This window comes from Cohaesibacter intestini (assembly GCF_003324485.1).
GTDB lineage: Bacteria > Pseudomonadota > Alphaproteobacteria > Rhizobiales > Cohaesibacteraceae > Cohaesibacter > Cohaesibacter intestini.
In genome coordinates, this window is the sequence record NZ_QODK01000003.1 from 837,130 (window position 1) to 854,666 (window position 17,537).

A 17,537-nucleotide genomic window follows, 5' to 3' on the forward strand; every position below is an offset into this window, starting at 1 on the left:
CGTGAGATGTTCACCGGAATTGTGACTGACATTGGCGAAGTGATTGAGCACCAGACAATACCAGCTGGTCAGCGGGTGAAAATCGCCACCCACTTTGACCCTAAAACCATCGAAATCGGCGCCTCAATCGCTTGTTCTGGTGTGTGTCATACGGTCATTGCGTGCGGCGCTCTGGAAGGTGGCAAAAATTACTTTGTCGTCGAATCTGCAAAGGAAACCCTGGACCTGACCAATGCGGGTGAATGGCAAGTTGGTCGCAAGCTCAATCTTGAACGATCCTTGCAAATGGGTGATGAGCTGGGCGGTCATCTGGTTCTCGGCCATGTAGACGCTTCTGCGGTGATCGTTGAGCGTGAAGACCATCCTGATAGCGTCTTTTTCAAATTGCGCGCGCCCGACCAACTGGCACGCTTCATCCCGGCCAAGGGCTCCGTTGCGCTTGATGGCACCTCGCTGACGGTCAATGATGTGGATGGTGATGATTTCACGATCTTTCTCATTCCCCACACCTTGGACAACACCACTTGGTCGGAAAAGCAGGTGGGCGACAAGATCAATCTTGAAGTGGATATGATGGCCCGATATGTTGCCCGACTGAATGAATATACCCCATCCTGACAGGGGACGGTCTTACTGGACCATGCTATAATGGATCGACAGGTGCGGCGGATTGAGGTTCGGCGCACCTGATTGCCTTTTTGGGCTGGACAAATTCCACCTTTCGTGGTTTGACACGCCCTCACAGCGCTATCGCTGGAACAAGACGATTGGACAAAGCAATGAGTGCAAAAGACCCCCACTTTCTGATCATTGAAGCTCGCTTCTACGACGATCTCGCCGACGAGTTGGCGAAAGGTGCCATGGCTGCTTTTGAGGAAGCAGGTGTGACCTATGAGCGTGTGTCCGTTCCAGGTGTGCTGGAAATTCCTGCTGCCCTCTCCATGGCGATGGCTGCCGTGGAAGAAGGGGAGGCCGATTATGATGGCTATGTCACCCTTGGTGTGGTGATCCGTGGTGAGACCACCCACTATGATATCGTGGCGAATGAATCCGCCCGCGCCATCATGGATCTGGCCGTCGAGGGCTGTGTGGCCGTCGGCAATGGCATTCAGACCGTTGAAAATTCCGATCAGGCTTGGGCGCGCGCAAATGTCACCGATAAAGACAAAGGTGGCGGTGCTGCGAAGGCTGCCCTCGCGATGGTCGATCTACGAGAAAAATTCGGAATCGAATAATGACCGATCATGAAAAACCGGTCCGTACGGCCAACAAGCGCGGGTCAGCCCGCCTTGGTGCCGTGCAGGCCCTGTATCAAATGGATGTCGGCGGCACGCCGCTGGTGGAAGTGCTTCAAGAATTTGAACTCTATCGCCTCGGCAAAGAGGTTGACGACGAGCTCTATCTGCCGGCTGACTATTCCTATTTCAAGGGACTGGTCAGTGGTGTTGTGCGCGAGCAACGCCGCCTCGACCCAATGATCCATAATGCCCTTGAAAAAGGGTGGCCGCTGGCTCGCATTGACCAGACCATGCGCGCCATCTTGCGCTGTGGCCTGTATGAGCTGATGTCACACAAGGAAGTGCCGGTACCGGTGATTCTGACCGAATATGTGGATGTCGCCAAAGCCTTCTTCGAAGAAGACGAACCGCGTTTGGTCAATGCAGTGCTCGATAATTTGGCCCGCGGCATGCGTGCCGACGAAATGAAGAAGAAAAGCAACAAGTAACAGGCCTACTCATGTCAGACCAGAAGCGGCGGATTGGCGAAAGCGCGATGATTGCGCGTTACTTCGCCCCTTTGTGCAAAGAGGATGCCGCCTATGGCCTGAGCGATGATGCGGCCTTTTTGAGCGTGCCGGACGGCCAGCAATTGGTGCTCACCAAAGATATGCTGGTCGCCGACGTGCATTTCTTTGCCAAGGATCGCCCTGACCTGATTGCCGCGAAAGCCCTGCGGGTCAATTTGTCCGATCTCGCCGCCAAGGGTGCAAAGCCTTATGGCTACATGCTCGGTCTGGGGCTGCCCCTCGATTGGACCGAAGACTGGCTTGAGCAATTCTGTGTCGGGCTTGCGCGCGACCAGAAGCTGTTCGATTTTCCTCTGCTGGGCGGCGATACGGTCAAAAGTCCGGAGCGACTGACCCTCTCCATCACCGCCTTTGGCCTGCTAGATCACCATCGGCAGGTGTTGCGCAAGAATGCCGCGCCCGGCGATCTGGTCTATGTGTCTGGCACCATCGGTGACGGTGCGCTCGGGCTTCAGGTATGCAAGGGCGAATTGGCCGATATCTTGACACAAGAGCAGCATGCCTTTCTGGCCGATCGGTTTCTATTGCCGCAACCACGCGTCGCCCTGCGCGAGATGATTGCTCGTCTGGCCACTGCTTCGATGGATATATCGGACGGATTGTTGGGAGACGCTACGAAGATGGCACAGGCTGCCAAGGTTGCAATCACCATCAGTCAGGAAAACGTTCCTATTTCCGACGCGGCCCGCGCCGTCGTGACCCAGATGCCCGACATGTGGCAGTCAGTGTTGGGCGGTGGTGATGATTATGAGCTTCTTTTCACGATTCCACCGAAACATCGCATCGAAGCAGAAAGCGTGGCGAAGGCCTGTGGTGTCCCGATCGCCCATGTCGGTTCCGTTGGCGAAGGCAACGATGTGCACTTGCGCGACAAGCAGGGTGCTTTGCAGTCCATCGGCAACATGACCGCCTACGAGCATTTTTGATCACAATGCAATCGGAGCCATAAAAAAACACCGTCAACCTGAGGCTGACAGTGTTGTGGTATTCAGAGCTGATCTGTCGGAAAAGGTTCGGATCAAAGAAACTAGTTTCCGAACGGGCTTGCCGGGCCAAGGCCTTCCATCAGACGACCAAGGAACGAAGCTTCCGCACCACCGGTCGGGGTGACCTGATTGGTGAAATCGAACAATTTGCCATCCTTGAGACCATAGCGAGCGGTGCGAGCCACGCGCTGTTCTTCGTCCATATATACGGCGACAACGGTCTGATCGACGGGTTTGGCATTCATAAAGGCGACCGGCTTTTTGCGGGTCTGCGAAATATAATAGAACACCTCATTGCCAAAGTTGGCCGTCGTTGATGGGGAGCCCAGAGTGAGGATCACCTGTTCACGACTGGAGCCGACAGCAATCTGGTCGAGCGTGTAATCGCTCGGCACGAAGCCGTGGACCGAGGTCTCTTCGGTAAAGCAGCCTGCCAACAGGAAAGTGCCGAGACAAACAGCGGCGCTCACGGCCTTGACAGACGATAGGATCTTGTGGTTTTGACGGGCGTCGCGACTGTCGGCGCGGTGACTGAGGCTGAACATGTGAGTGTGCTACTCCTGCTGATGACTGATCCACATGCCTGTTGACGAGCAACATGCAACGCAATGGGTAAACTGAGGCGCGGCCGATGCAAACGCCAGACCACAGACATCTCGATGTCTGTCATTTTTTCTAGTCGGTATCCTTTTTGCTGTTTAAATGCAATCTTTGTCGCAAATCGGGCGATGATTTCTGGCAATTGTGATACTAACAACCAAGCAAAGCCCCGCTTTCGCACATTTTGGATCGACAAGACGGATTAAAGCATGATCTTCAGCCTATTTCACAAGGAAACTGCTCAGGAAAAGGCCGCCGACGCTCTTTATCGCGAGATTGTTGCCCAGGCACGGCAACCTGAATTCTATATCGACTATCAAGTAGAAGATAGTGTGACGGGGCGGTTCGAAATGATCGTTCTGCATGCCTATATGCTGTTTCACCGGTTGCGGGACGAAGACCAGCAGGCACGGGATCTGGGACAGGCTGTGTTTGACCGCTTCTTCAAGGATATGGACCATTCCTTGCGCGAAATCGGTATTGGGGATCTGTCGGTGCCAAAGAAGATCAAGAAAATGGCACAGGCCTTTTATGGCCATGTGGGTGCCTATGACACCAGTCGCGAAGAGGGCGACGAGAGCTTTGCTGCCGCCCTTACCCGCAACATCTATCCCGATACAGATGGCATTCATGACAAGGCCCCTGCATTGGTCGACTATGTTCAGGCCTGCACCCAAGCCTTGGCTGAACAAAGCGTCGAAAACTTTGCCAAAGGACAGATCCACTTCCCGGCAATCATTGCGGTGAGCAAAACAGGGGCTGTTTGACAACAAATCTGTGTATGATTGACGCCTTGCCCTAAGGAATTTGCCAACGGGCCTAGGAACGGCCTCAAAAGCCTCTAAATCTACACCAAGCAAAGAAAACAGCCCAATAAAGATAACAGCGCAGCAAGATGCGCGATCCGAGGCAACGCCCGTGACGCAAAAACACAACGACCCCGTCACTGAAAAACGTGACCCCCTTTTGTCCCTGCCGGTCATCGTAGCCCGCATCAAGAGCCTTGGCGAAGTCGTCAAGGCCAAGGCTGACGCGGACCAATGCGCCGAATTGTGCCGTCGATTGGGGATCTTGTCGGTCAAGTCCTTCGCGATCGATGCGCGTGTGACGCCATTCAAGAAAACCGGAGCACGGATGGAGGGGCGCGTGATGGGTGAGGTGGAGCAAGCTTGCGTCGTCACCCTGAAACCAGTTCTGCAAGTGATTGACGAACCCTTCTCCTTGACCCTGGTGCCGGAAGGATCGCCCTTCGCGCGCAAGTCCAATGACGAGCTCTCTGGTGGCGAAATGATCATCGATCCGGAAGGAGAAGATCCACCGGAGGCGTTTGAAGGCGAAGTGATTGATGTCGGAGCCTATGCCGAAGAGTTCTTCGCACTGGCCCTTGATGATTATCCGCGTGCTGATGATGCCGACTTCCACGATCACATCGAGGACAAAGGCGGCCCCGACAGCGCTGACAATCCATTTGCAGCCCTTGCAGGCCTGAAGGATCAATTGTCAACAGATGGCGAGAATTAAGGGCCTTTCGATCAACTAACCCATAAGGCGGTTGTTTCTTGATTAGAAATCGATATTGTCCATCACAATCTTGTGACGGTGCGATTTGGCTGAAATCCAAAGGACGATATTCGATAGCAGGCGCAGGGCCAGCGGACCGGATGTCCGAACGAACAGAAAGCGGCGTAGAGTAGTCAGGTATGGCAGAAATTGTGAACATTTCCCTCGATGTGATGGGTGGTGACAAGGGACCTGCAACTGTGCTTTCAGGGGCTGACATCGCACTCGAACGGTATCCGGATATCCGTTATGTGCTCTATGGTGACAGCGCCATTATCGAGCCGCTGCTGGAACAATTCCCGAAGGTCAAAGCTGCCAGCACGCTGATCCATTGCGAGGTCAGTGTCCAGATGGATGAGCGCCCGAGTCAGGCCTTGCGGCGCGGCCGATTCAAGTCTTCCATGTGGCAATCAATCGAAGCCACAAAGAACGGGACCGCCGATGTCTGCATTTCGGCGGGCAACACCGGCGCCCTGATGGCGATGTCGAAATTCTGTCTTCGAACCATGGCGGATATCGAACGTCCGGCCATTGCTGCCATTTGGCCAACTTTACGTGGCGAGTCTATTGTGCTTGACGTTGGGGCAACCATTGGTGCCGATGCATCACAACTCATCGACTTCGCGATGATGGGTGGTGCGATGTCCAGATCCCTGTTTGGCATTGAGCGCCCGACGGTGGGCCTGCTCAATATTGGCGAGGAAGATGTGAAGGGCCTTGATGAAGTCAAGGAAGCCAGCCGCCTTCTTCGCGATTTCAAGCTGCCGCATATCGAATATAAAGGATTTGTGGAAGGCGACGATTTGGGCAAGGGTGTCGTCGATGTGGTTGTGACGGAAGGCTTTTCCGGCAACATCGCGCTGAAGACTGCAGAAGGGACCGCCAAGCAGTTGGCAACCTATTTGCGGGAATCGATGAAGCGGACCTGGATGTCACGGCTCGGTTATGTCTTTGCGCGCTCGGCTTTTGACCGATTGCGCGAAAAGATGGATCCGAGCAAGGTCAATGGCGGTGTCTTTCTCGGCCTCAATGGCATCGTGATCAAAAGTCACGGCGGTGCCGACGGCGAGGGATTCTCATCTGCCATCGGTCTTGGATATGACATGGTCAAAAATGGCCTGACGCAAAATATTGAACAGGATTTGTCTGTTTTCAACAAAAACCGGTACGCGATCGAAGAAGAACTCGCGACCGATGAGGAGAACGCATAAGTGAGTGTGTTACGATCAGTCGTCGTAGGTTCGGGTGCCTACTTGCCGCAAAATGTCGTCACCAATGACGACATGACGAAAATCGTCGATACGTCGGATGAGTGGATCCGCCAGCGAACTGGTATCGAGCAGCGTTACTTTGCTGCGGAGGGCGAATATACCTCTGATCTGGGGTACAATGCCGCAATCGACGCACTGAACAACGCCGGAATGGATGCGCAGGACATTGATCTGATCATCTGTGCCACTGCCACCCCGGACAACACATTCCCTGCGACCTCCGTTGCCATCCAGAACCGTCTGGGCATTCATCATGGTGCCGCATTCGACTTGCAGGCCGTATGCTCGGGTTTCGTTTTTGCCTTGTCGACTGCCGATATGTATATCCGCTGCGGTCGCGCGAAGAATGTACTTGTTATCGGAGCCGAAACATTTTCCCGTATTCTCGACTTTGAGGATCGGACCACCTGCGTGCTGTTCGGCGATGGGGCCGGTGCTCTTGTGCTTCAGGCACAGGAAGGGGAAGGGACGAATGACGATCGCGGCATTCTGACCAGCCATATCCGATCTGATGGCCGGCACAAGGAAAAGCTGCTGGTCGATGGTGGCCCCTCCACCACACAGACCACCGGTCATTTGCGCATGGAAGGCAAGGAAGTCTTCAAGCATGCGGTGGGCATGATCACCGACGTGATCACCGACGCCTTTGCCGCGACGGGCATGTCGGCGGACGATCTTACCTGGTTCATCCCGCATCAGGCCAACCGCCGGATCATCGATGCCAGCGCCAAGAAGCTGCATATCGCCAAAGACAAGGTGGTCACCACAGTCAACCTGCATGGCAACACCTCGGCAGCGTCCATTCCGCTGGCCATCAACACCGCCGTTCGCGATGGCCGTGTGAAGCAAGGGGATGTGGTGATGCTCGAAGCCATGGGCGGCGGATTCACCTGGGGGTCCGTCCTGCTGCGCTGGTAGTCGACTTCTGGCCTTTGAGATATTTGGTTTGCCCGCAGGGCTTGCACCATGGCAAGCTCGGCGGGTTTTTTGTGCGTCATTATTTCCTGCGACAATACAGAGGCTTGCTATCCAAGGCTTACTTGGAACTTGAACACTCACTGACTTTTGTCGTCATATGCGCACCCGGCAGGGATCAACGAAGCCGCCGATAGCCGTTTCATCCAACAATAGCCGAATTAATGACCGTCCATACAGACAATTGCGCACTCTTGCAGTTGACGGAACCCGATTCCGGCAATACCATTTTAGCCTAGGTGAGTCAGAGTTTATGCTTCTAGATGAGGGTTGTAGCATGGGGGGCAAGACAGTTACACGAGCGGATTTGTGTGAGGCGGTCTATCAGAAAGTTGGCCTGTCTCGAACAGAATCTGCCGAACTGGTTGAGATGGTTCTGGAAGAAGTAAGCAATAGCCTCGTAGAAGGGCAACAGGTCAAATTGTCTTCGTTTGGTACTTTCTTCGTGCGTGAGAAGAGTGAACGGATCGGGCGTAACCCGAAAACCGGGCAGGAAGTGCCGATTTCTCCACGTCGGGTCATGGTTTTCAAGCCATCCAACGTACTGAAGAAAAAGATCAACGATTCGCTTGCTCCGGTTAAATCCTGATTTCATGAAGGCTGTTTTCTCATCGTGTGGATGGGCGTGACCCAAATCACGCCTGATTTGTATGATATGTACGCATTGCGCCGGGGTTGGATGGTCTGGCGGCTTGATATATTTTGATGTTTTTTAGCGGCGGCGATAATCGGTTACGCGAGCTAGGTGGGAATCTTGCGCAAAAGCCCAGATGCATTTCGGACGATCAGCGAAGTTGCGCAGGATCTCGACCTGCCGCAGCATGTGCTGCGCTTTTGGGAAACCCGCTTCTCCCAGATCAAGCCGATGAAGCGGGGCGGCGGTCGTCGCTACTATCGTCCCGATGATATTGATCTGCTCAAAGGTATTCGCCATCTGCTTTATGATGAGGGATACACGATCAAAGGTGTGCAGCGCATTCTGAAAGAGCAGGGTGTCCGCTATGTGATCGACACGATCGTCGGCACCGATGAGACATCCGAAACCGCAACTGCTGCGCAGACTGATGCAGGGGCGACTTCCGCACATCAGGACTATCTTGAACCCAATCAGTTGGAAGTGGCCCGTCCGCCATTGGTTGCTCCACGCACCCCGGCACCGGAATCGCCCCAGCAACAGATGGCTCACCCGGCAGGTCAGATGCCAGCGCAAGGAGCGGATCATTCTGCCGCCCAACCTGTGCGTCCTGCTGCGGGGGGATACAATGCCCCTCAAGCCGCTCCCTCAGCTCCAATCAATCACGCAACAGCTACAGCCCCTGTTCCGCAACCGGCTGCGGCCGTGCATGCGATCCAGCAGGCGGCAGCAAATGCAGTGCTCGGACAAGGTGACGCGGGTCCTGCCCACCCAGCCGCTCCCGCTCCGAACCAACCGGGCCCGCAAGCTGCGCCACCTTCAGGACTTCAAGCAGGGCCCCAGGCCGGGCCTCAGACTGGGTCCCAGACCGGGCCTCAGACTGGGTCCCAGACCGGGCCTCTGACAGGGCCATATGCCGCAACTGCTCTGGCTCAACGTCCGGTGGCCGAGCCGCACTATCAGGACCAGCAGCCTCAGTCTTCTGCCCCACAACCGGCCCAACCTGTTGTCACAAGGGAGCCGGACCAAGCTCAGCCCGTCGGTCAGCAATCTGTTTGGCAAGAACCGCAGCAGCTGCTTTCATCCACTACCCCCCCACAGCCAGTCGTCGCAAAGTCAACTCAGCAACAGGTCCCAACCAGCGACATGCAGCCGCCAAAGGCCGCCAATCTGGCGCGGATGCATCCGCATGAGGGAGAACATCACGGCGTTGCGCTGCCCCGCGATCTAGCAATGGGTGAACCCAAATTCGTTTCTGGTGAGGCTGCATCTATTTCGGTTTCCGAAGCGCAACGCGTCTTGGGTGAACAAAGCGGCGGTACCAGCCTGTTCAATCGGCTGCGTGGACGCTCGGAAGAGGCCGCCAAGTCTGAAAAGCCCAAAGCCGGCATGGCAAGAGACGATATTCGTCGCCTGCAATCCACGCTGTTCGAACTGCTCGAATGCAAGCGAATCCTTGATCAGGCTCGTTCTGAAGACAGATAGGGTCGCCATGAGGGCAGGGAGGTTAGCGCAGGGCTTCCATCAGATCCTGAGAGGCAGATGCAACCGTCTTGGTTGCCAAGGCACTGGCCTTGAAGGCAACCTCCGCTTCAATCAATTCCACCAATTTGGCAGGATCAAGACTGGGGGATGCGGAGACTGGCGCAATCGGATCGGTCGGCTTGACCTCTGACTGTGCCTTGACTGTCGTTTCCGGCGCATTGTCGGGCACAGGATTGGCGATGCCGATCGCGATATCCTCGAGGCGATCTGCTGCAGCCGTCATTCCGGCGGAGGCTATGGACAATGCTGGTATCATTGCTCCAGTATAGCGCCGAAATCTTAATCATCTTTTTGCCCGAACCGCAAAATTCTGTGCTTTTTGTAAGAATGTCGTTAACTGTTACGACAGAACAGACTGCCGGACAAAAAAATGGCCCCGCAATCCAACAGGGCCAGTATAGGCATCATCGGTCAGAAACCATGACGCTCTGGTGTGCGTGGTTCGGCCAGCGTGGCAAATGGCCATGCGCTGAGCCTAACGATCCCCGACAAGAGCGACTCAGTGGATGTCACCCCTGCCAATGTGATGCAGCGAACCTAGGCATCGGATATTGCACTCATGTGACATGTCTTGATGTCAGCAAGCAGCTCTGGGCTTTGTTTGTCATTCAGTGCCAAACAAGCTGTGTCTGTGCATCTTTTTTATGGGGCATGGGAAATTTACGTATGCAAACTGTGCGTCTCCCTATGTTAGGCTTTTTCCGGTAACGACAGCGAGGCAGGCAGATGGCGAAGAAAAACTCTTCCGAAGACCAGAAAAAGAGCGGCAAGATCTCCAGCGAACTATATGAAAGCGAGTTGCTGCGCCTGCAGATTGAACTTGTGAAAATGCAGGAATGGATCAAGCAGACCGGACATCGGGTAGTCGTCATCTTTGAAGGCCGTGATGCAGCAGGCAAGGGCGGAACCATCAAGCGGATCACCGAACCGCTCAATCCTCGCATCACGCAAGTCGTTGCCTTGCCCGCCCCGACCGAGCGCGAAAAGACTCAATGGTATTTCCAGCGCTACGTCGCCCATTTGCCTGCTCGGGGTGAGATGATCATTTTGGACCGGTCCTGGTACAACCGGGCTGGTGTCGAGCGGGTCATGGGATTCTGCACTGAGGAAGAATATCGCGAGTTTTTGCGCAGTTGTCCGGAATTTGAGCGCATGCTGGTGCGTTCAGGCATCCAGTTGATCAAATACTGGTTCTCCGTTTCAGACGAAGAGCAGGAACGCCGCTTTCAGAACCGCCTGAAAGATCCGACAAAACGTTGGAAGCTGAGCCCAATGGATCTGGAAAGCCGCAAAAGATGGATGGATTACTCCAAGGCGAAGGATGAAATGTTCGCCCATACGGACATCAAGCAAGCGCCTTGGTATGTGGTCGAGTCGGACATCAAGAAACATGCACGGATCAATTGCATCAGTCACCTTCTCTCGATGGTGCCTTATGAGGATCTGACACCCGAGCCGCTCGAGCTGGAACCCCGACCGGTCCAGAGCGGCTATGTTCGTCCACCAATGGACGAGCAGACCTTCGTGCCGGAGGTCCACAAAGACCTTTGAGAGCTGTCTTCGGAGAACGGTCCCTGCAAACCACAAGGCGCGGCTTTGATCGCGCCTTTTGTGTTTGCATTGGAAATGTCCAGTCCCCCCTCAGGCAAACGCGCAAGAGGCGCAGCAAGCAATATGCTGCGAGGGGAAGATGGATAGATTTTAAAGAGAAGAAAATGGTCGGAGCGATAGGATTCGAACCTACGACCCCTTCACCCCCAGCGAAGTGCGCTACCAGGCTGCGCTACGCTCCGACACGTGGGCTTTATAGAGTCATTGTCATCCGCTTGCAATAAAACTTGCGCCCGGTCGGGCAATTATCCTCAGTCAACCGCTTTGAAATGCATAACAAAGTTGGATTTCAGAGGCAGAACGGAAAAGGGCCGGCATGTGGCATGCTGGCCCTGATACAATCAGCGGTCATCCATTCGCGTGGCTGATCAATAGGCATTGTCCTGATTGAGCAGCTTGAGTGGCGTGACGGCAAGGATATATAGATCCATCGATAACGACCAGTTTTCGATATAGTAGATATCATGCTGGACACGCTGCTTGAGTTTCTCCGGATCGTCAATTTCACCGCGCCAGCCATGGATCTGCGCCCAGCCTGTGATGCCCGGCTTGACCTTGTGGCGCGCCATATATCCGTCGGCCACTTCCTCGAACAATTTGTTGTTGGTCTGCTGGTGCGGCACATGGGGCCGGGGGCCAACCAGTGACAAGGTGCCGGAAAGCACGTTGAACAATTGTGGCAACTCATCAATCGACGTCTTGCGGATGAAGCGACCGACCTTGGTGACGCGATTGTCGTTCTTGGTGACCGATTTCTGCGCCTTCTGGTCGGAGCTTTCATGATAGAGGGAGCGGAATTTGTAAACGACCACTTCCTCGTTGTTGAAGCCAAGACGTTTCTGTTTGAAGATGATTGGCCCCTTGCTGTCGCGTTTGATGGCGATGGCCGTGCCAACCAGCAGGGGAGACAGCACAAGAATAGCTGTCGCCGCGACCACCACATCAAAGGCGCGTTTGAACAACGAACCCCAATTGGCGATCGGTTTGGCAAAGACCGGCACGGTGGGCAAATTTCCGACATAGCTGTATGTGCGGCGACGGAACTGCATCTTGTTCATGTGAGCGCTCAGATGAATATCAAGCGGCAGAACCCAGAGCTTGTGCAGCATCTGCAAGACACGATTTTCTGCGGTCACGGGAATGGTGACAATCAGCATGTCGATTTTGCAAAGACGGGAAAACTCGACCAAATCACTGACAGTGCCGAGCTTGGGATAGCCCGCGACAATCGCAGGTGACCGGTCATCATCGCGGTCATCGAAAATTCCGCAAATGCGAATGTCGTTATTTTCCTGCGCTTCCAGTGACTCAATGATTTCTGCCGCTGGTCTCCCACCGCCGACAATAACAGCGCGACGTTCGAGGCGGCCATCGGCCTGCCAGCGCCGGATAAACAGGGTCTCGATCGCTCGCATGGAGCACATTACGGCCAATCCCAGCGTAAACCAGATGCCCAGCCAAGCGCGGTTTTGTTCCAGATCCGTGCCAGAAAGAAAGCCGACCAGAAGAAACAGCACGACCAGCATCGTCATCGAGCCAATCACCTTGCCCAGATGCGGCGCCATATTGTTCATTTCATGCACATTATAGCCGTCCGCAGACAACATGAAGAGCATGAACAAGGCCGCTCCGACGATCGAGAAGGTCAGTGGCATCTCATATCCGGCCAACTGCGCCCCTCCCGCGATGGAGTAGGCCGTCAGTCCCATGATCATGACAATCAGAAAATCGGAAAGCTGCACCAGCCCGCGCACCATCATGGGGGCGTAGGTCGTCGTCGAGAATTCCGAGGCGACTTCACGAGCAAGGTCGGAAATCTGGGAACTTGACCGGAAATCTTCCTCTTGTGCGGTCGCCAGAACAGCACTTGATGAAAAGGCTGTCTTCGGATCCAGAGCCTGCATAGTCCAACACCATTGGTTTTGAGTTCGGTTGTGACTAAGAGGATTAACAGCCAATTTTTGAATAAGATTTAACCGACTGTTTTTCTAAACACGGGTGAACCGCTTTTGGCCATTGTAGTTAACAAAGTTCAAAAGACGACACGCAGCAAGGCTGGCTCATCGGGTCCCTCAGAAAAGCCGCTCGCGAACATAGATGGTGTCACCCGGACGCACCGGGGCAGTCAGCTTGACGCGGCCTGTCAGGATCTTGCCATTCAACTGCCGCGTGACATCGACATAGCGTTGCTGGGCGCGCGGCGAGAAGCCGCCTGCAATGGCAATGGCTGTCTGCACCGTCATGCCGGTGACATAGGCATATTGCCCGGCAGTGGTCACTTCACCCATAACAAAGAACGGCCGATACTGGGAAATTTCGACGGACACGTCAGGATTCTTGATGAAGCCATTTTCAAGGCGTGCGGCAATGTCCCGCGCCAGATCGTTCGTCTCGCGGCCACGGGCCACCACATTGCCGATCAACGGCACCGAGACATAGCCCGACTGGTCTACTGTATATTCATTATTCAGTTCGGTCTGATTGTAGACAATCAATCGCACCCTATCTCCTGAATCGAGCAAATAGGGCCCGACGAGGGATTTGTGGAAGGCTTCGCCTGCAGGCCGGTAGCTGGAGCAACCTGCCAAACCGGAAATTACGGCCAAAAGAACGAGAATACGAACAAACATCGGAACCGACTCATCAGATTAAGACTGCATCTTTTATGAAATATTGTGGTTAATGCTGCGTAAAGAGGAGGAGGTGCATATCCATTTGATCGCGTTATTCGTGCATTTTGCTTCGATTTTGGCGAGGTGAGGCCGTTGTTAAGGAGCTGGTTACCATGACGTGTCAGGATTTGGGAAACCTCATTTACGGCGACCTAGATCCATGCCCAATCAGACCAGTCAAAGTTCCAACAACAACGCCATGCCTGTCAGACAGCCATTTTCGCATGCCGGGTGGTTGCTGTGCCTTGCTTTGCTGTTGCCTTTGGTGGTCGCTTCGGTCAGTGCATATTGGGTGACGATGCAGGAGGAGAGCTACCGCGCAACCGCCAATATTCTGATCCTGGCGCCCAATGAGCGCTATATACCGGAGCAGGGGGCTGCCCAGTCGGTTTCTGACTGGCAGAATGCAGACCGAATTGTTCAGGATGCACGGCAATTGCTGTTTGGGGAAGGAGAGCGGACAAGTGCCCTGATGGCCAAAGTTTCTTTATCCTTTGACGCAGCCTTGCGAACCCTGTCGATCCGAGTAACCGACGAAGACCGTGAAGAGGCAATGAACAATGCCAACCGGCTGGCAAATGCGTATCTCTCCCGGTTGAAAGCCCGCCGCGCCACGCAGTTCCATGATGCAGTAGACAAGCTTGCTACCGATATTTCCGCGATTGAGTTCCAACAGGTCGCTCTGACCGCTAGGCTGGCTCCCAATCCAGTTCCCCAATTGGAGAGTGACGCTGCTCTTCAAACCTGGAAGGAAAAGGAAGCCCAACGGATCGCCGGGGTGCAGAAAAGCATCAATGCTACGGACCGCATTCTCAACAATATGCGCAACTTGCACCAACAGGCCGTTACAAAACAGAAATATGATCTGTTACCGCCAGAAGCACGACTGCTCGTGCGTGCATCGCTGCCCGAATATTCGATCAAGGCAAGCGCGCTGGGCCTCTTTGTGAAGACCCTATGGATCAGCGCCCTGTCGATGGTGTGTCTTTGGGGGATCTACAGCCTGCATCTGCGACGCAAGTCTGCTCGCCGCTCTGCTGTGCGTCCAGACCTTCCGGTCTCTCTGGAAAAACCTGACGTTGACACACGCAATCCGATTGCAGTCGATTCGACCTCTATTTCTCAGTTGCCAGTACCATTGGAGACAGTGCCTCAGGTGACAGTTCCTCTGGTGACAACTCCACAGGCACCGGTGCAACAGGCCCCTGTGGCTGCCCCTTCACCCGTCCACGACATCATGTCTGGGACAGACTTGGACATGGAAAGCGTGGCCTTGCAAATACGGGCCACTGGGCACCAACGGGTCGTGCTGCTGTCAGAGAGTGGCCGCTGGGGTGAACAGGCGAACATCCTCATGCAGGCGCTGATGGATCTCGATCAGGCTGTTCTGTTGGTCAGATTGGGAGATGCAGGCGCGGATCACGCTCATGCAGGTATCACCGATCTCATCGATCAGACCGCCAGCTATGCCGATCTGGTGCAAATCGATGATAACACAGGGCTGCATCACATCGCTCGCGGTACGCGGGCAATGCGTCTTGAGGACTTCTTCAGTCATGAATTTCATGGGTTGCTGCTGGCTCTGGAAGAGGCATGCGATATCGTGTTGATTGATCTCGGTAGCCATTACGACAATGACTATGCGCTGAAGAGTCTGGGGATTGCTCGCGATGCACTGGCCTGCATTGACGCACCCGATGCCGGGGAATCGGTTGCCCAACAGGTGCGAGCCGTGATAGGGCATTTCGGTTATCAGGACTGCCTGATCTTGCCGTTGGATTGCAAAAAGCAGCTGGATCTCATCGGTTATGAAGAACAGGAAAAGGCCATTGCGGCCGAGTGATCCTGTCGACTAATCCTTTTCCATCCAGCGGATGATCAAACCCGCAGGCACCACCCACAACGCACCGGAAATCACAAAAAAGATAATCTGAACCCAGCCGCTGGCATTGGCGACGACAGCGGCGCCTACGGTCATGCCGACCGCGGCATAAAGAATGATCCAGGTCACCAAAAGGATCATGCCGATGAATTTGCGCGTGCGTTTGTTCATAATCTGTCTTGCCAAGGCGTTGCGAAGTGGAAAGGATCGTGAAACGAAAGCTCACGCCCAGCGTCTTAAACCAGCTTGACGGCTCTGAAAAGAAAAAAGACCAGCAAGGCTCAATGCCAATGGGAAAAATACCAATTGGCGCTTGGGCGGGGTGGAATTTGCACTTTGCCGTGGGCATTTTGTCTGGCAATCGCGTATAAGGGATTCAACAACAAAAACAGGCATGACTTCAAGACCGAAAGACCAATAGGGAGTGTGAGATGGAAGGCCATATCAGTGAAGCGGAACGGGCCAGTCGCTATGTCGACATCAAACCGGACAAGGTGGCACCATCCAGAGGTGCCGTGCGGGTCTGGCTCTATTGCGTCGCGTTCCTTGTTTTCCTGATGGTGATTGTCGGCGGCGCGACACGGCTGACCGATTCCGGTCTTTCAATCACCGAATGGAAGCCGATTCATGGTGCGATTCCACCGATGAATGCCGCCGAATGGACCGAAGAATTCGAAAAATACCGTCAGACACCTGAGTACCAACAGGTCAACAAGGGCATGAGCCTTGAAGATTTCAAGTTCATCTTCTGGTGGGAATGGGGTCACAGGCAGTTGGGTCGCTTCATCGGTCTGGTTTTCTTTGTGCCGATGCTGTTTTTCTGGTTGAGCGGACGACTTTCCGACGAAGTCAAACCCCGACTCGTGGTGTTGCTGTTTCTGGGCGGCTCACAAGGGGCGATTGGCTGGTGGATGGTGGCCTCCGGGCTGGTGGATCGGGTCGATGTCAGCCAATATCGCCTCGCAACCCATCTGTTGCTCGCCTCGATCATATTTGTCGCGCTGCTGTGGGTGGCGCGCGGCTATCGCAGCGTCAGGCAAGTGCCCGAATGTGTCAGCAGCGAACGTCACAGCTGGACGCTTGCTGTGGTTGTGGGTCTATTGCTTGTCCAGATTTTTCTTGGCGGATTGGTGGCTGGCACCCATGCGGGCCACACCTACAATACCTGGCCTCTGATGGATGGCAGCCTGATCCCTGAGGGGCTTTATGTCTACAGCCCGCCATGGCTTGCCGCTTTTGAAGATCATTTGACGATCCAGTTCAACCACCGTGTCGTGGCCTATCTGATCATGGTCGTTGTCGGGTTGGTCTGGTTGCGCATCTGGCGCGACCCTTACGCGGCCAAAATGACCATTGCAGCCTCTATTCTTGCAGCGCTGGTGCTGGTGCAGGTGGTGATCGGCATCACGACCTTGCTGTTGGTTGTGCCTTTGTGGCTTGGCCTGCTGCATCAGGCAACGGCGGCTCTGCTGCTGGCGGCCAGTACCGTTCTGTACCGGGATTTGAAGGACAGTCAACAGCGGATCTGAAGAGATCTGAAGTGAAGAAAAGCAAAGGCAAGGGCGCGAAAGCAAACGCGCCCTTTGTCATTTCATGGCCAATTGGGGCCAGCTGGACAGGCCATGCTTGCGCGCAGCCGCGCGATAATAAATCGCCATCCCGATGCCAAACAGCATGCCGGCGAAAAAGCCCGCCCAGAGGGCAATCGACACCGTCATGCCAATCTGGTCTTCCCAGACAAACAGCCACATCAAGCCACTCCAGAGAATGCCGAATGGAATGCCAGTCGTCAGCATATTGACGGGCATGCTGGCATAGTGAGGCGGCCGCATCGAGAATCCCAATCGTAGCAGCAGTTTGTGCAAAGGCGGCGCGTAATTGTCCCGCAGGATCTCTGTTCCTTGCAGTTCGGTCATCGCCAGTTGGTAATGGTCATCAAAGGTCATGATGATACTTTATGGGGAGCGATGTCCCTTGCAAACCGGTCCATTTGA

At 54.6% G+C, this 17,537-nt stretch carries 19 protein-coding genes, 1 tRNA gene and 1 pseudogene; 14 read left to right on the forward strand and 7 right to left on the reverse strand.

Annotated elements, in window-relative coordinates; genetic code table 11:
- Positions 1–6 precede the first annotated feature (6 nt).
- The 4 genes from DSD30_RS14470 (at position 7) to thiL (ending at position 2,733) form a co-directional block, all read left to right on the forward strand.
- Entirely contained in the window at positions 7–618 is a 612-nt protein-coding gene (locus DSD30_RS14470; RefSeq protein ID WP_114010351.1) for a riboflavin synthase, read from the forward strand.
- A 161-nt stretch (positions 619–779) separates the two neighbouring features.
- Positions 780–1,235: a 6,7-dimethyl-8-ribityllumazine synthase gene (ribH, locus tag DSD30_RS14475; RefSeq protein ID WP_114010352.1), complete on the forward strand. Its 456-nt coding sequence runs from the start codon at positions 780–782 to the stop codon at positions 1,233–1,235.
- Positions 1,235–1,726, forward strand: a complete 492-nt coding sequence (gene nusB / locus DSD30_RS14480; protein WP_114010353.1) for a transcription antitermination factor NusB — start codon at positions 1,235–1,237, stop codon at positions 1,724–1,726. Before ribH ends, nusB begins: the two co-directional genes overlap by 1 nt.
- An 11-nt stretch (positions 1,727–1,737) precedes the next feature.
- Positions 1,738–2,733 carry a thiamine-phosphate kinase gene (gene thiL, locus DSD30_RS14485; protein WP_114010354.1) on the forward strand — a complete coding sequence of 332 codons (996 nt, stop codon included), beginning with the start codon at positions 1,738–1,740 and terminating at the stop codon, positions 2,731–2,733.
- A 101-nt stretch (positions 2,734–2,834) separates the two neighbouring features.
- Here thiL and DSD30_RS14490 read toward each other — a convergent pair whose 3' ends face one another.
- Positions 2,835–3,338: an outer membrane protein assembly factor BamE gene (locus tag DSD30_RS14490; protein WP_114010355.1), complete on the reverse strand. Its 504-nt coding sequence runs from the start codon at positions 3,336–3,338 to the stop codon at positions 2,835–2,837.
- 264 nt (positions 3,339–3,602) lie between these two features.
- Here DSD30_RS14490 and DSD30_RS14495 point away from each other — a divergent pair, with 264 nt between their 5' ends.
- The 6 genes and pseudogenes from DSD30_RS14495 to DSD30_RS14520 all read left to right on the forward strand — a co-directional run.
- A complete protein-coding gene (locus tag DSD30_RS14495; RefSeq protein WP_114010356.1) occupies positions 3,603–4,160 on the forward strand; it encodes a ubiquinol-cytochrome C chaperone family protein in 558 nt (185 codons plus the stop codon).
- A 151-nt stretch (positions 4,161–4,311) separates the two neighbouring features.
- Positions 4,312–4,914 (forward strand): YceD family protein, encoded by a 603-nt coding sequence (locus tag DSD30_RS14500; RefSeq protein WP_157967716.1) that lies wholly within the window; start codon positions 4,312–4,314, stop codon positions 4,912–4,914.
- 188 nt (positions 4,915–5,102) lie between these two features.
- On the forward strand, positions 5,103–6,164 hold the full coding sequence (plsX, locus tag DSD30_RS14505; protein WP_171022147.1) for a phosphate acyltransferase PlsX: 1,062 nt from the start codon (positions 5,103–5,105) through the stop codon (positions 6,162–6,164).
- Positions 6,165–7,142: a beta-ketoacyl-ACP synthase III gene (locus DSD30_RS14510; RefSeq protein WP_114010359.1), complete on the forward strand. Its 978-nt coding sequence runs from the start codon at positions 6,165–6,167 to the stop codon at positions 7,140–7,142. It begins immediately after the preceding gene.
- 334 nt (positions 7,143–7,476) lie between these two features.
- Entirely contained in the window at positions 7,477–7,788 is a 312-nt protein-coding gene (locus DSD30_RS14515; RefSeq protein ID WP_114010360.1) for an integration host factor subunit alpha, read from the forward strand.
- Between the two features lie 165 nt (positions 7,789–7,953).
- A pseudogene (locus tag DSD30_RS14520) lies at positions 7,954–8,206 on the forward strand (MerR family transcriptional regulator); the annotation flags it as partial.
- 1,134 nt (positions 8,207–9,340) lie between these two features.
- Here the strand turns inward: DSD30_RS14520 and DSD30_RS14525 are convergent.
- On the reverse strand, positions 9,341–9,622 hold the full coding sequence (locus DSD30_RS14525) for a hypothetical protein (protein ID WP_138150313.1): 282 nt from the start codon (positions 9,620–9,622) through the stop codon (positions 9,341–9,343).
- A gap of 482 nt (positions 9,623–10,104) precedes the next feature.
- Here DSD30_RS14525 and ppk2 point away from each other — a divergent pair, with 482 nt between their 5' ends.
- Positions 10,105–10,929 (forward strand): polyphosphate kinase 2, encoded by an 825-nt coding sequence (gene ppk2 / locus DSD30_RS14530; RefSeq protein ID WP_114010362.1) that lies wholly within the window; start codon positions 10,105–10,107, stop codon positions 10,927–10,929.
- Between the two features lie 165 nt (positions 10,930–11,094).
- Here ppk2 and DSD30_RS14535 read toward each other — a convergent pair.
- The 3 genes from DSD30_RS14535 to DSD30_RS14545 form a co-directional block, all read right to left on the reverse strand.
- Positions 11,095–11,171: transfer RNA gene (locus tag DSD30_RS14535), tRNA-Pro, on the reverse strand.
- A 186-nt stretch (positions 11,172–11,357) separates the two neighbouring features.
- Entirely contained in the window at positions 11,358–12,893 is a 1,536-nt protein-coding gene (locus DSD30_RS14540) for an undecaprenyl-phosphate glucose phosphotransferase (RefSeq protein WP_114010363.1), read from the reverse strand.
- A 168-nt stretch (positions 12,894–13,061) separates the two neighbouring features.
- Positions 13,062–13,619 (reverse strand): polysaccharide biosynthesis/export family protein, encoded by a 558-nt coding sequence (locus tag DSD30_RS14545; RefSeq protein ID WP_114010364.1) that lies wholly within the window; start codon positions 13,617–13,619, stop codon positions 13,062–13,064.
- Positions 13,620–13,821: 202 nt separating this feature from the next.
- On the opposite strand from DSD30_RS14545, the gene DSD30_RS14550 reads away from it, so the two are divergent.
- Positions 13,822–15,504: a GumC domain-containing protein gene (locus tag DSD30_RS14550; protein WP_114010365.1), complete on the forward strand. Its 1,683-nt coding sequence runs from the start codon at positions 13,822–13,824 to the stop codon at positions 15,502–15,504.
- Between the two features lie 9 nt (positions 15,505–15,513).
- Here DSD30_RS14550 and DSD30_RS14555 read toward each other — a convergent pair whose 3' ends face one another.
- Positions 15,514–15,714 (reverse strand): DUF2842 domain-containing protein, encoded by a 201-nt coding sequence (locus DSD30_RS14555; RefSeq protein ID WP_114010366.1) that lies wholly within the window; start codon positions 15,712–15,714, stop codon positions 15,514–15,516.
- Positions 15,715–15,752: 38 nt separating this feature from the next.
- Between DSD30_RS14555 and DSD30_RS21595 the strand changes: the two genes are divergently transcribed.
- Positions 15,753–15,914 carry a hypothetical protein gene (locus tag DSD30_RS21595; RefSeq protein WP_157967717.1) on the forward strand — a complete coding sequence of 54 codons (162 nt, stop codon included), beginning with the start codon at positions 15,753–15,755 and terminating at the stop codon, positions 15,912–15,914.
- A 60-nt stretch (positions 15,915–15,974) separates the two neighbouring features.
- Complete coding sequence (locus tag DSD30_RS14560) at positions 15,975–17,072, forward strand: COX15/CtaA family protein (RefSeq protein WP_114010367.1); 1,098 nt, start codon at positions 15,975–15,977, stop codon at positions 17,070–17,072.
- Between the two features lie 57 nt (positions 17,073–17,129).
- Here DSD30_RS14560 and DSD30_RS14565 read toward each other — a convergent pair whose 3' ends face one another.
- Positions 17,130–17,489, reverse strand: a complete 360-nt coding sequence (locus tag DSD30_RS14565) for a DUF6404 family protein (protein WP_114010368.1) — start codon at positions 17,487–17,489, stop codon at positions 17,130–17,132.
- Between the last annotated feature and the right edge of the window lie 48 nt (positions 17,490–17,537).